Source organism: Achromobacter sp. GW823-FHT04E03, assembly GCF_058796095.1.
The window spans coordinates 696,806-709,591 of record NZ_JBXAIJ010000001.1; the positions used below are offsets into that span (position 1 = coordinate 696,806).

A 12,786-nucleotide genomic window follows, 5' to 3' on the forward strand; every position below is an offset into this window, starting at 1 on the left:
TACCGGCCGCCCGCAAGCGGCGCCGCCTGCGGCTAACGCGGGGCGCCCGCGCCGTCGCCCGCGCCCTGCGCGCGGATCAGCGTGTAGGCGATGTAGTACTTGTAGATGTTGCTCACGTACTGCACCGTTTCACGCCCGATGCGCTCGGCTGCCACCCGTTCCACATTGTCGAACCAGACGTTCGGGTCCAGTCCGCGGGCGGCGGCGTCCTTGCGCAATTGGTTGATCCGGCCGGGGCCGGCGTTGTAGGCCGCGAAGGCGAACAGCCCCTTGTTCAGGTCCGTCATGGGCTCTTTCGCGTAGTACTGGTCGATCATGAAACGGATGTATTTGACGCCGCCATGGATGTTGTATTCCTCGCGCCGGATGTCACCTACTTTCAGTTCCTTGCCGGTGGCAGGCATGATCTGCATGACGCCTATCGCCCCGACCGAGCTTTTGGCGCCCTGGTCCAGCCGGGACTCCTGGTAGCCCTGCGCCATCATCAGCAGCCAGTCTATGTTGTATTGGTCCCCATATTTGCGGAAGAAGTCAGCGAGGCGGTGGAATTTTTCGATTTCCTCCGGATCGGTGGCGGCCTTTACCCACTTCACGGATTTCAGGTACTTGGTCAGCTGCTGGTTGCCGAAAGAGGTGCCGACGCGGTTCTTCTCCATGAAGGGGTTGAGCGCCGCCGCGAGCTTGGGCGAGTTCTTGCGGAAGGCGAAGGCAATATCGCTGCCGCTGTCGACCTCCAGATTTTCGTAGACCCGGATCTGCGGGAAGATCTGTTTCCAGAAATTCGCCAGGTAGCGGTCGGCGACCGTGTACTTGACCAGGTCCGCGCTGGCCATCTCCAGGATGTCGTCGGTCTCGAAAGTGCCCGGCGCGTCACGGATGATGGCGGGCTTCAGGCCCCTGGCCGCCAGATCCGCGTTCAGCTTCTTGATGCTGCCGTAGTAGCTGCTGACGGGGCTGATGAAGAGCTCCTGCCCGGAAAGGTCGTCCAGCGACTTGAGCTCGGGCGCGCCTGGCGCGGCCACGACCAGCTCCCGCACGCCCGACGCCAGCGGCGTGGAAAAGTCCACCAGCTTCTGGCGTTCTTCAGTGACCGTCAGATTGGCGGCGATGATGTCGCCCTTGCCCGCCAGCAGATCGGGAATCAGGCGTTCGCGCGAGGTCGGCAGGAACACCACGTACACGCGGATGTTCTTGGTCTTGAGCTGCCGGTTCAGGTCGTTCTCGAACTCGGTCATCATGTCCGCGATGATGCCGCGCTGCGTGCCGCCTTTGTCCAGGAAGTACAGGGTCTTGTTGTAGGGCACCAGCACCCGGACTTGCCGGCGCTTGACCATGCCGTCGAAGTCCCCGGTCCAGGGCTTCATGTTGTAGGCCAGCGCCAGCGGGTCGCCTTTGGCCTTCGCCGTCTGGGCGTACCCAGGCGATGGAGGCAACCACAGCAACAGCGCGCAAAGCATCGAGGCAATCACGCGAAATGACATAGTTCCTCCGGCAGGCCCGGTTACTGCGGCAAGTCAGGTATGCCGCGCGGCAAGGCGCGTTGCGCGCCGGGCCGTGGCTACAACAATATCGGGCGGCCGGGGTTCATGCAACGGATTCTTTCCGCTGCGGCGTGCAATGCGGACGGCATCCAACGGGCCTCTAGGGCTGCGCGGGTTTCGGCGGCGCATGACCGGCGTCCTGCCGCTGGGCCTGCGCCATCAGATGCCGAGTCAGCTCGCCCAGTTGTTCGTCCTTCCCTTTCAACTGCGCGAGGCAGTCGGATGAGCGTTGCTCGGCGGCCGCCAGCCGGGATTCCAGCGTCCTTTCGCGATCGCGCGCCGCCGTCAAGGCCGTATCGGCCGCGGCCTGATCGGCTTGCTGGCGCACTTGCATAGCCTGGACTTCGGTGCGCAGGGCTTGCGCCTCTTGTTCCGCCTGGCGGCGCTGATGCTGTTCCTGTTCCAGCCCCTTGCGCGCCTGCGCCGCCTGCTGTTGGCTGGCTGCCTGCGCGTCGTCCAGCCGCGCCTGCAAGCGCTTGACCGTGCCGCGTTCGCTGTCCAGCTCATTGAGCCAGCGGCGTTCGTGGGCGGTATGACGGGTTTCCAGCGCATCGAGCGCTTGCGCATGCTGGGCGCGGATCTTCTCGTTCTCCGCCAGCGCCGCCTGCGTGGCGCTGCGGGCGTCTTCCAGCTGCAGCTGGTTGCGCCTGAGCAGTTCGTCGCGTTGGCGCAGCTGCTGTTCGGCCGACTGCAGCCGGTCTTCGGCGGCCGCCAATTGGGACGTCGCCACCCTGAGGGCTTCCTGCAAGTCCTGTTCGCGGTGCGCTAGCTGGGCTTCGCGTTGCTGCAGCTGTTCGGCGTCCGAGGCCAATTGCTCCCCTTCCCGCGCCAGTTCTTCCCAGCGCCCGCGATAGGCCTGTTCCTGTTGGGCGCGGGCCTCGGACAAGGCGGCTTCCCAGAAGTGCGAGGCGGCCTGCGCCACGGGATCCGGGACGGCAGCCGGCGCTGCAAACGCGCCCGGGTCCTTGATGCGCGCGCCCAAGGCCCGGAACCAGGTTTCCAGATAGGGGCTGACGGTATTCGGCGAGCCCCGGCCGATCTTCTGTCGCACCCGTTCGATGGTGGGCCGCGCGCCCTCCAGCAGCAAGGCGTCGGCGGCGGTCCAGACGTCAGTTTCGGTAATTCCGGTGGCCATGCGCTTGCTCCGTGCCGAATTCGGCATTTTCGGGATAATTACCCACGATAATGGAACCTTATCGAGAGTAATTTAATATTTATGTTAGATATCATACAGCATACATAATAATATGTATGAAATGCGATTTTCCCACCCTCTTCAACCATGACACAGCTGAAAACGCAGGCGCCGCTGCCCGTTCTGGACCCGCTCACCCTGGACGCCCAGGCCGATGCCGCCGCCAGCGCGCTGTTGCGCGAAGGCAGTTCGGCCAATACGGTCGCCAGCTACCGCGCCGCCATCCGCTACTGGAGCGCCTGGTTCGAGCTGCGCTATGCGCGCCCCTTTGCCCTGCCCTTGCCGGAAGCCGCCGTGATCCAGTTCGTGGTCGACCATGCCCAGCGCTCCACCGAGCAAGGCCTGAAATGGGAATTGCCGCTGGCGTTGGATCAGGAACTGGTCCGGCTCAAAGCCAAAGGCAGGCTGGGCGCGCCCAGCCTCAACACGCTGCTGCAGCGCATTTCCGTGCTGTCCAAGGCGCACGAACTTCAAGGCCACCCCAACCCCTGCCGCGCGGCCGCGGTGCGCGAGCTGCTTGCCAGGACGCGGCGCGCCTATGCCCGGCGCGGCGTGGCGCCGGCCAAGAAGGTGGCGCTCACGCGCGAACCGCTGGAGGCCATGCTGGCCACCTGTGACGATTCCCTGCGTGGCATGCGTGACCGCGCCCTGCTGCTGTTCGCCTGGGCCAGCGGCGGGCGCAGGCGCTCCGAAGTCGTTCATGCCACGATGGAAAACACGCGGCGCACGGCCGAGGGGTTTCTGTACGCGCTGGCGTATTCCAAGACCAACCAGGCGGGCGCCGTCCGCGCCAATGACCAGAAGCCCATCGTCGGCGTGGCTGCCCAGGCGCTTGACGCCTGGCTGCGCGCCAGCGGCATCACGCAAGGTCCGCTGTTCCGGCGCGTGCGGCGCGGCGACGTGCTGGGCGAGCCGCTGGCCGCGGCCGCGGTACGGGACATCGTGCAGGAACGCTGCAAGCTGGCCGGCCTGGAAGGCGAGTTTTCGGCGCACAGCCTGCGCTCGGGATTCGTGACCGAGGCGGGACGGCGCAACGTGCCGCTGGGCGACACCATGGCCATGACCGGACATGCCAGCGTGGCCACCGTCATGGGCTACTTCCGCGCCGGGGCGGCGGCCGAATCGCCCGCGGCCCGGCTGCTGGACGAGCCGGACGCCCCGCGCGGGTAAAATCCCGCGCACTCGCCGCAACCCGAATCCTGCCCGACACGATCTTCATGCGAATCAACCTACGCGGGCTGGTGCTTGCGCTTACCGTATGCAGCGCCCTCGCCGCTACCGCCAACGCCCTGTACGCCAGTTACCGGGTGCAGCGTGAACAGCTCATCGCCAATACGCTGGAATCCAACCGGGTGTACGCCGCCAAGCTGGCGGAGAGCGCGGGCACCTTCCTGGACTCGGCCCTGCAGCAACTGGAGTACAGCGCCCGCCATGTCGCCTGGCGCTTCGATGCGCCGGAAGTCTTGAACGCGGAAGTCGCGCGCCTGCGGGAGCAGACGGACAGCTTCAACACGGTCGCCATCATCCGCGCCGACGGCGTCATGGTGGCGGCCAGCCAGGCCATCCGCAGCTTCCAGGGAACGCGGGTCGACAACGCCGCCAGCCGCATGGCGCTGCAGACGCGCAAGCCCCTGATCAGCAAGCCCTATGTGTCCGTTGCCGGCAACCTGCTGATCAACGTTTCGTATCCCATTCATTCCGAGGGCGGCATCTACCTGGGCTACGTGTCGGGCACGATCTACCTGCGCAACGAAGGCGCGCTGCACAACCTGCTGGGCAAGCATCCCTATCAGGACGGGTCTTATCTGTACGTGGTGGATAACGAGGGGCGGCTGATCTATCACGCCGAGAACGACCGCGTCGGCGAGGACGTCACCAGCAATCCCGCCGTGGCGGCGGTGATGCGCGGGGAGGATGGCGCGCAGCGCCTGATCAACACGCGCGGGGTGGACATGCTGGCCGGCTATGCCCACGTCTCGCGCAGCGGCTGGGGAGTAATCGCGCAGCGCCCGGCGTTGGCCACGCTGGAGCCCTTGCACGATCTCATCTGGGCGCTGATCCGCTACGCGGCGCCCTTCGCCCTGCTGTTCCTGTTGGCGATCTGGTGGTGTGCGCGCAAGATTTCGCAGCCGCTGTCGCAACTGGCCACCAATGTCGAGCACCACGACATGGCGGTGGCCATGCAGCGGGTGCGCTCGGTGAAAGCCTGGTACTTCGAGGCGCAGCGCCTCAAGCGCGCGGTGATCCGCAGCTACTCGAGCCTGCAGGACAAGATCGGCAAGCTCAACCAGGCCAGCATTACCGATCCGCTGACCGGGCTGCGCAACCGTCGCGGCACGCGTCAGGCGGTGGATGCGCTGCAGGCGGCCGACACCCCCTTTGCGGTGATCGCGCTGGACATCGACCATTTCAAGCGAGTCAATGACACCTACGGCCACACGGTGGGCGACGAGGCGATACAGGGAATGGCGCAGTTGATGCGCGACTGTTCGCGCCCGACAGACATACTCTGCCGCAACGGCGGCGAGGAATTCCTGATCCTGCTGCCCGGCGCGGGCCCCAGGGAAGCAACGGGCATGGCGGAGCGCCTGCGCAAGACCACGGAGATGCGCCGTGCGAGCGGCTCTCCGGAAATCACGGTGTCAGCCGGCGTGGCGCACTGGACGGCCGGCAGCGCGGACGTGGATCTGGTCTTCCAGGCCGCGGATGCCGCGCTGTACGCGGCCAAGCAGCAGGGGCGAAATCGCGTGGTGACGCACGCGGGCTGACGCCCCTGCCCGCCCGGCGGCTATTTCAGGGCTGTGGCAACGCCGGGTCAGGCGTCCTGGTCTTCGGCGGCATCGGCGTCCGCGGCAACGGTCTTGATGTCCGCTTCCTTATTGGTCTCGGGCGCCTTCCAGTCCAGGGGAGGAATCTCGAATTGCCACTTCTTGCCAACGAGTTGATGAGACATGAACGTTCTCCTGTTCAGGACGCATGGCTTTCCCCCGCGCAAAGCGCAATGCATGAGATTCGTGCGTGCCATGGATGCTGTTTCCAATGGATGCCATCGGAGCGCGGGGGGCATGCGCGCAGGCAACGCAAACGAAAATGGCGGCCGCGGCCGCCAGCGACTTACAAATCTTCTGGCACTTGGTTTTGTTGTGATTTTGCCGAAAGATGCTGAATTTTAGCATTAAATTGCCTGAAATAGCAAGCGATTCTGGCGTGGGCCACAAAGGCCGGCGCCCTGCCGCTGACGCGTCGACGCCGGCAATGGCCAATGACGCAAATGCCCCCGCAACATGACGCGATCGCCACTCCCGCTGCCGGACGGGCCTTCATACACTGGATGCGCCCATTGTCCGGAGACTGATCGTGACCCACGCTCCCATCGAGGGCGGCTGCGATTGCGGCGCGGTCCGCTACCGCCTCGCCAGCCCGCCCATGTTCGTGCATTGCTGCCATTGCACCGTGTGCCAACGGCACGCCGGCACCGCCTTTGCGATGAACGCGGTGATCGAATCCGACCGCGTGCACCAGTTGCGGGGCGAGCTGCGCCGCCATCCCGCAGACAAGAACGCCAATGATGGCGAGACGGTCGTGGTCGTGCGCTGCGCGGCCTGCCTGGGCCTGTTGTGGAGCCATCACCCGGGGTTCGGCGAAACGGTGGCGCTGATCTATGCGGGCACGCTGGACCGCGCCGCCGACTTCCCGCCAGGCGCGCATTGCTTCGTGCGCTCCAAGCACCCGTGGGTGGGCATACCGGACGACGTGCCGGCGGCCGAAGCGTTCTACGACATGGACGCCTGCTGGCCCCAGGCCGCCAGGCAGCGCCTTGACGCCGCGCTGGCCGGCAGCCCGCGCAAGCCCTGGACGCCCAAGGGCTGAATACCCCGCCGCAACAACGCGCGGCGCAACGCCGCAACACCCGTCTGAGCGCCGCGCATCGACCCTGCCCGCAATCCTCGCACGCTTAGGGATTTCCCCCGTTTTTGCGGAAAAAAAGCCTGTTTGGCGCATATCCCGTGTCCCTGAAAGGTGAACGGAAGTTTGAATTCCTAGACTTCCGCGTTCATTCAAAAGTCAGCTTTTGTTCAGAACGTAGTCAGGCAAAAGCACAACAACGGGAGGACTACAGATGCAATCCAAACGCAGCGCCGCGCGGCGCGAAGTCTGGGCCGCCGGCACGATGATCGTGCTGGGCCTGGGCGCCATCGCGCAGGCATCCACCTACAACATCGGCAGCCTGGCGCGCATGGGGCCAGGGATGTTCCCGGCGATCCTGGGCGTGCTGCTGGTGCTGTTGGGCCTGATCATCGCGCGCATGGCCGCGGCGCCCGCGGCAGCCGATGACGACGCCGAGGACGAGCCTCCGCCCGACTGGCGCGGTTGGGGCTGCATCATCGGCGGACTCATGGCCTTCATCCTGGTGGGCAAATACGGCGGCCTGGTGCCCGCGACCTTCGCGCTGGTCTTCATTTCCGCGATGGGCGACCGCCAGCACACGCCGCGCAGCGCGGCGCTGCTGGCCGCTGGCGTGACCGTGCTGGGCGTGGCCGTTTTCTCCTGGGCGCTGCAACTGCAGTTTCCGCTGTTCCGCTGGGGCTGATCGATGGAAATCTTCAACAACCTGATGCACGGGTTCTCCGTCGCCTTCGCGCTGGACAACCTCATGTGGGCCGTGTTCGGCGTGTTCATGGGCAACCTTATCGGCGTGCTGCCGGGCATGGGCGTGCTGGCCGCGATCTCCATCCTGCTGCCGCTGACCTACACCATGACGCCCACGGCGGCGCTGGTGATGCTGTCAGGCATCTACTACGGTTCGCAGTACGGCGGCGGCATTACCTCCATCATGCTGAACCTGCCTGGCACCGCATCACACGCGGTGGCCTGCCTGGACGGCAATCCGCTGGCGCGCAACGGCAAGGCTGGCTCGGCGCTGTTCATGCTGATGTTCTCGTCGTTCTGCGGCGCGTCGGTCGGCATCCTGGCGATGATTCTGTTCTCGCCCATGCTGGTTGACGTGGCCTTCAAGTTCGGCCCCGCCGAGTACTTCTCCATGATGATGCTGGGCCTGCTGGCCGGCGCCACCTTGGCCAAGGGGTCGGCGATCAAGGGCGTGGCGATGGTGGTGGTGGGCCTGCTGCTGGGCGTGGTGGGCACCGACGTCAACACCGGCACGATGCGTTTTCACTTCGGTATCCTGGAACTGTCCGACGGCCTGCAGATCGTGGCGCTGGCCATGGGTCTCTTCGGCGTGGCGGACTTCCTGAAGAACATCAACCGCATCGGCGGCGATGCCAAGGTGACCACCGCCAAGATCAGCATGAAGTCGATGCGGCCCGAAGCCGGCGACATCAAGCAGTCGCGCGGCGCGCTGGTGCGCGGCACGGCAATCGGCGCGGCCTTCGGCATCCTGCCCGGCACCGGCCCTACCATCGCCTCGTTCATTTCGTATGCGACGGAAAAGAAGGTGGCGCGCGAGCCGCGCCGCTTCGGCCGCGGCGCCATCGAGGGCATCGCCGGACCGGAAGCGGCCACCAGCGCCTCGACCCAGACCAGCTTCATTCCCACCATGAGCCTGGGCATCCCTGGCGATCCGGTGATGGCGTTGATGCTGGGCGCGCTGATCATCCACGGCATCCAGCCGGGACCGCAGATGATGGTGGAACACGCCGACATGTTCTGGGGGCTGATCGCCAGCTTCTGGGTCGGCAACGTGCTGTTGCTGCTGTTGAACCTGCCGCTGATCGGCATGTGGGTGCGGCTGCTGACGGTGCCGTTCCGCTACCTGTTCCCGGCGGCGCTGTTCTTTGTTTGCGTGGGCGTCTACAGCACCAACAACAATCTGTTCGACGTCGCCATGGTGACCTTGTTCGGCGCGGCGGGCTACGCGCTGATCCGCATGCGCTTCGAACCCGCGCCGCTGTTGCTGGGCTTCGTGCTTGGCCCCATGGTGGAAGAGAACTTCCGCCGCGCCCTGCTGCTGTCGCGCGGCGACCTGACGATCTTCGTCTCGCGGCCCATCAGCCTGGGCTTCGTGGTGGCGTGCGTGGGGTTGATTGCGCTGCTGGTGGTGTCGGCCATGCGCCAACGCAAGCAGCGTGTGGGCCTGGCGCAAGCGGAGTCTTCCGCCTGACGACTGCCGCTGCGTGGCGACGGACCGGCTCCTGCGGGGCCGGTCCGTATGCGCTTCAGGCGTCGGGCGCGGCCAGCGGGCCGGCGGTGTGGCCGTCGATATGGCCGAGCGTGCGCCCGGGATCCAGACGATCGCGCACGCGCTGCTTCAGTTCCTTGGCCGAGGGGAAGCCGCCATCGCTCTTGCGGTCCCAGATCAGGTCGCCGTTGTAGGTGACCTGGAAGATCCCGCCGGTGCCGGGCTGCAGCACGACCTCGCCCAGATCGATGGAAAAGGTGGACAAGAGTTCCTGGGCCATCCAGCCGGCGCGCAGCAGCCACTGGCACTGCGTGCAGTAATGGATGACGATGCGGGGGCGCAGGGCGGGTGTGTTCATAGCTGGAAGATTCTACGCCGGTTCATGGATAATATCGGGTTTTCCCGGGTCTGCGATGGGCCCCGAGCCTGCCATGAAGTCTGCATTATCCCCCCGCGGCCAACGCTGGCTGATCGGCCTCCTGATGGGGCTGGTCACGCTTACGCCCATGGGCATCGACATCTATCTGCCCTCCCTGCCCGTCATGGCGCAGGATTACGGCCAGCCTGTCACCGCGCTGCAAGCCAGCATCACCCTCTTCATCTTCGCCGTCGGCGTGGGCCAGATCCTGATCGGCCCGCTGGCCGACCGCTATGGCCGGCGGCCAGTTGCGCTGGGCGGCGCGCTGGCGTATCTGCTGGGCTCGGCGCTGGGCGCCGCGGCCACGTCGCTGGACGTGTTCTATGCCGCGCGCGTGATCCAGGGGCTGGGCGCGTGCTCGGCCTCGCTGGTGGCCTTTGCCGCGGTGCGCGACTGCTTCAGTCCCGCGGTGGGCGCGCGCGTCTACAGCTATTTGAACGGCGCCTTGTGCACCGTGCCCGCGCTGGCGCCCATGGTGGGCGGCGCGCTGGCCGTGCATGCGGGCTGGCGCAGCACCTTCGTCTTCATGGTGCTGTTCGCTCTGACACTGGCAGGTTTTCTGGCGATCCGCTTCGAGGAAACGCGCGCCGCGCCTCCCAGACAGCAAGGCCCGCTCTACAGCCTGCGCCGCTATGCGCCGATCGCGGCCAGCGGACGCTTTCTGTACTTCGCGGCGTTCGGCATGGCCGGCATGGCGATGATCCTGGTGTTCGTATCCGCCGCGCCCGTGGTGCTGGTGCAGCAGCTGGGCTATTCCGAACTGGGCTTCTCCGCCTGGTTCGGCGGCAACGCGGCGATCAACATCGGCGCCTTCTTCCTGGCTCCCGCCTTCATCGCGCGCTATGGCCGCCACACCATGGTGCGCGTAGGCATGGCCGCCCTGCTCGCGGCCGCCGCCATGCACCTGGCCGCTTGGCTGTGGCTGCCCTTGTCGGCCTGGATCTTCATGTTGCCGGTGGCGGTGTTGACCGTGGGCTTTTCGCTCGCGCTGGGATCCGGGCTGAGCCTGGCGCTGGAGCCCTTCGCCGAGCGCGCTGGCACCGCGGCCGCGGTGTATGGCTTGTTCCAGATGAGCGGATCGGCCGTCATCGCCACCCTTTTGCTGGACAGCGGCATGGCGCCCCAAGCGGCGATGGCGCTGATCGGCGCGGTCATCGTCGGGCCGCTGCTGTGCCTGTCGCCGGGCATGGCGCGGCGCCTGGCTGCGGGCTGACGCCGAGCCGCGTAAGCCTCTACTATCCAGGGATAGCCCACCCTGGAGACGACATGAATAACGAACAAGCGGCGCAAGAGCCGATCCTGGCGCGCCACGCCGAAGGCGGCGTGGTGACGCTGCGCCTGAACCGCCCGGGCCAGTTCAACGCGCTGTCCGAAGGCATGCTGGCCGCGCTGCAGGTGGAGATCGACGCGCTTTCGCGCGATGCCGGCGTGCGCTGCGTAGTGCTTGAGTCCAGCGGCCGGGCGTTCTGCGCCGGCCACGACCTGCGCGAAATGCGCAGCCAGCCCTCGCTGGATTACTACCGCGACCTCTTCAGGAAATGCGGCGCCGTGATGCAAGGTTTGCAGGCCTTGCCGGTGCCGGTGATTGCCAAGGTGCACGGCATCGCCACCGCGGCGGGCTGCCAACTGGTGGCCAGCTGCGACCTGGCCGTCGCGGCCGACACGGCGAAGTTCGCGGTGTCGGGCATCAACGTCGGCCTGTTCTGCTCCACGCCCGCCGTCGCCCTGAGCCGCAACGTATCGGCCAAGCGCGCCTTCGAAATGCTGGTGACGGCGCGCTTCATCGATGCCGGCCAGGCCAGGGATTGGGGCCTCATCAACGACGCCGTGCCCGAGGCGCAGCTGGACCAGCGCGTACGCGCACTGGTGGACGACATCCTGGCCAAGAGCCCCACGGCCATCCGCTACGGCAAGCGCATGTTCTACAAGCAGCGGCAGATGGCGCTGGCGGATGCCTACGACTATGCGGGCGACGTGATGGCGCGCAACATGATGGAAGCCGACGCCTGCGAAGGCATAGACGCCTTCCTGCAAAAACGTCCGCCGCGCTGGCAGTCCTGATTCGACGCTGCGGGGCCGCGCCGCCCGCGGCTCCGCTAGGCCAAGGCCCAGCCGCCGGCCGCGGCCAGCAGCACCACCCAGACGGGCGACCAGCGCGCATAGACCAGCAGGCCGAACAACAGCAAGGCCAGGCCGAAATCCACCCGATCGCGGATGGCGCTGGTCCAGACCGGGTCGTACAGGGCCGACAGCAGGATGCCCACGACGCTCGCGTTCACGCCCGCGATCAGGTTGCGCACGCCGGGCCGCCGCCGCAGGCTTTCCCAGAACGGCAGCGCCGCCGCCACCAGCAAGGCGCCCGGCAGGAAGATCGCCGCCAGCAACACCAGTCCGCCGGCCCAGCCCGACAAGGGCCCCGACGACATCGCGCCCAGGAAGGCGGCAAAGGCGAACAGCGGCCCCGGCATGGCCTGCGCCGCGCCATAGCCTGCCAGGAAATCGGCGTTGGAAACCATGCCTCCCGCCACCGAGGCGGATTCCAGCAAGGGCAGCACCACGTGGCCGCCGCCGAACACCAGCGCGCCCGCGCGGTAGAAGCCTGAGAGCTGCTGCGCCAGCGGCATGCCGCTGATCGCCGCCCAAGCCGGCAAGACCGCCAGCAGCAGCACGAACAGCGCCAGGGCCGTGTATCCCGCGCGGCGCGACACATTCAACGGCGGCACCGCCAGCGCAGGTCGCGGCGGCACCTGCAGCGCGGCCAGGCCGGCGATGGCGCCCAGCAGGATCGCGCTCAATTGCCCCAGCGTCGTCGGCATGAGGATGGTGATGAGCGCCGCCGCCACCGCCAGTCCCGCCCGTTCGCGGTCAGGACAGAGCGAGCGGCCCATGCCCCAGACCGCTTGCGCAATGATGGCCACCGCCGCGATCTTCAGTCCATGGATGGCGCCCGACGCGGACAGCCAGCCGAACTGCGCCAGCCCCAGCGCGAAGAGGATCAGCGCCACGGCCGTGGGCAACGTGAACGCCACCCAGGCCGCCAGCATGCCGGCCCATCCGGCGCGTTTCAGGCCTATCGCCATGCCGACCTGGCTGCTGGCCGGCCCCGGCAGGAACTGGCACAGCGCCACCAGGTCGGAATACGCATAGTCGTCCAGCCAGCGCCTGCGCTCCACGAATTCCGTGCGGAAATACGCCAGGTGCGCCACCGGCCCGCCGAAGGACGTCAGCCCGAGGCGCAGGAATACCAGGAAGACTTCCAGACAGGACCCCCGGCCGGGCTGCTCGCGCGTGGCAGTGGCGGGCTTGCTGGCGACGTGTTCGTCTTGGTGGGGAGGCAGCGGCGGCATGGGATTCGGCTTCATCGGCAGGCGGGGCATGAGGGTCCTGCCCCCGCCCCATGCTTATAGCCGGGCGCCGCGGCGGATTCAACCGCCTGAACGGGCCGGGCCATATGGCGGGTTTACCTCGCCCGCGTAGCCGCTACAAATAACTT

The 12,786-nt window shown here is 66.8% G+C and carries 13 protein-coding genes; 8 read left to right on the forward strand and 5 right to left on the reverse strand.

Annotated features, from left to right (window positions below):
- Positions 1–32: 32 nt before the first annotated feature.
- Together AC1RHV_RS03235 and AC1RHV_RS03240 are read right to left on the reverse strand one after the other, a co-directional pair.
- Positions 33–1,481, reverse strand: a complete 1,449-nt coding sequence (locus AC1RHV_RS03235) for an MltF family protein (RefSeq protein ID WP_119452036.1) — start codon at positions 1,479–1,481, stop codon at positions 33–35.
- A gap of 160 nt (positions 1,482–1,641) precedes the next feature.
- Positions 1,642–2,676 carry a DNA-binding protein gene (locus tag AC1RHV_RS03240; protein ID WP_125470972.1) on the reverse strand — a complete coding sequence of 345 codons (1,035 nt, stop codon included), beginning with the start codon at positions 2,674–2,676 and terminating at the stop codon, positions 1,642–1,644.
- 147 nt (positions 2,677–2,823) lie between these two features.
- On the opposite strand from AC1RHV_RS03240, the gene AC1RHV_RS03245 reads away from it, so the two are divergent.
- A complete protein-coding gene (locus AC1RHV_RS03245; RefSeq protein WP_054454358.1) occupies positions 2,824–3,906 on the forward strand; it encodes a site-specific integrase in 1,083 nt (360 codons plus the stop codon).
- Positions 3,907–3,953: 47 nt separating this feature from the next.
- The gene (locus AC1RHV_RS03250; protein ID WP_054454355.1) at positions 3,954–5,504 is read left to right on the forward strand and encodes a sensor domain-containing diguanylate cyclase; all 1,551 of its coding nucleotides are present in this window, start codon (positions 3,954–3,956) and stop codon (positions 5,502–5,504) included.
- 47 nt (positions 5,505–5,551) lie between these two features.
- Here AC1RHV_RS03250 and AC1RHV_RS03255 read toward each other — a convergent pair whose 3' ends face one another.
- Positions 5,552–5,689 (reverse strand): hypothetical protein, encoded by a 138-nt coding sequence (locus tag AC1RHV_RS03255; RefSeq protein ID WP_166738303.1) that lies wholly within the window; start codon positions 5,687–5,689, stop codon positions 5,552–5,554.
- Here AC1RHV_RS03255 and AC1RHV_RS03260 point away from each other — a divergent pair.
- The 4 genes from AC1RHV_RS03260 (at position 5,688) to AC1RHV_RS03275 (ending at position 8,857) form a co-directional block, all read left to right on the forward strand.
- A complete protein-coding gene (locus tag AC1RHV_RS03260; protein ID WP_192491876.1) occupies positions 5,688–5,909 on the forward strand; it encodes a hypothetical protein in 222 nt (73 codons plus the stop codon). The two genes, AC1RHV_RS03255 and AC1RHV_RS03260, sit on opposite strands and share 2 nt — an antisense overlap.
- A 184-nt stretch (positions 5,910–6,093) precedes the next feature.
- On the forward strand, positions 6,094–6,606 hold the full coding sequence (locus AC1RHV_RS03265; RefSeq protein WP_054454352.1) for a GFA family protein: 513 nt from the start codon (positions 6,094–6,096) through the stop codon (positions 6,604–6,606).
- Positions 6,607–6,856: 250 nt separating this feature from the next.
- Positions 6,857–7,327 (forward strand): tripartite tricarboxylate transporter TctB family protein, encoded by a 471-nt coding sequence (locus AC1RHV_RS03270; RefSeq protein WP_054454349.1) that lies wholly within the window; start codon positions 6,857–6,859, stop codon positions 7,325–7,327.
- Positions 7,328–7,330: 3 nt separating this feature from the next.
- Positions 7,331–8,857 carry a tripartite tricarboxylate transporter permease gene (locus AC1RHV_RS03275; RefSeq protein WP_054454346.1) on the forward strand — a complete coding sequence of 509 codons (1,527 nt, stop codon included), beginning with the start codon at positions 7,331–7,333 and terminating at the stop codon, positions 8,855–8,857.
- A 55-nt stretch (positions 8,858–8,912) separates the two neighbouring features.
- Here the strand turns inward: AC1RHV_RS03275 and AC1RHV_RS03280 are convergent, their stop codons facing one another.
- Positions 8,913–9,233, reverse strand: coding sequence for an Rdx family protein (locus tag AC1RHV_RS03280; protein WP_054454343.1), 321 nt, complete (start codon positions 9,231–9,233; stop codon positions 8,913–8,915).
- 73 nt (positions 9,234–9,306) lie between these two features.
- On the opposite strand from AC1RHV_RS03280, the gene AC1RHV_RS03285 reads away from it, so the two are divergent.
- The gene (locus AC1RHV_RS03285) at positions 9,307–10,506 is read left to right on the forward strand and encodes a multidrug effflux MFS transporter (protein WP_054454857.1); all 1,200 of its coding nucleotides are present in this window, start codon (positions 9,307–9,309) and stop codon (positions 10,504–10,506) included.
- A 53-nt stretch (positions 10,507–10,559) separates the two neighbouring features.
- The gene (locus tag AC1RHV_RS03290; RefSeq protein WP_492299711.1) at positions 10,560–11,354 is read left to right on the forward strand and encodes an enoyl-CoA hydratase; all 795 of its coding nucleotides are present in this window, start codon (positions 10,560–10,562) and stop codon (positions 11,352–11,354) included.
- 35 nt (positions 11,355–11,389) lie between these two features.
- Here the strand turns inward: AC1RHV_RS03290 and chrA are convergent, their stop codons facing one another.
- Complete coding sequence (gene chrA, locus AC1RHV_RS03295; protein WP_054454855.1) at positions 11,390–12,640, reverse strand: chromate efflux transporter; 1,251 nt, start codon at positions 12,638–12,640, stop codon at positions 11,390–11,392.
- Between the last annotated feature and the right edge of the window lie 146 nt (positions 12,641–12,786).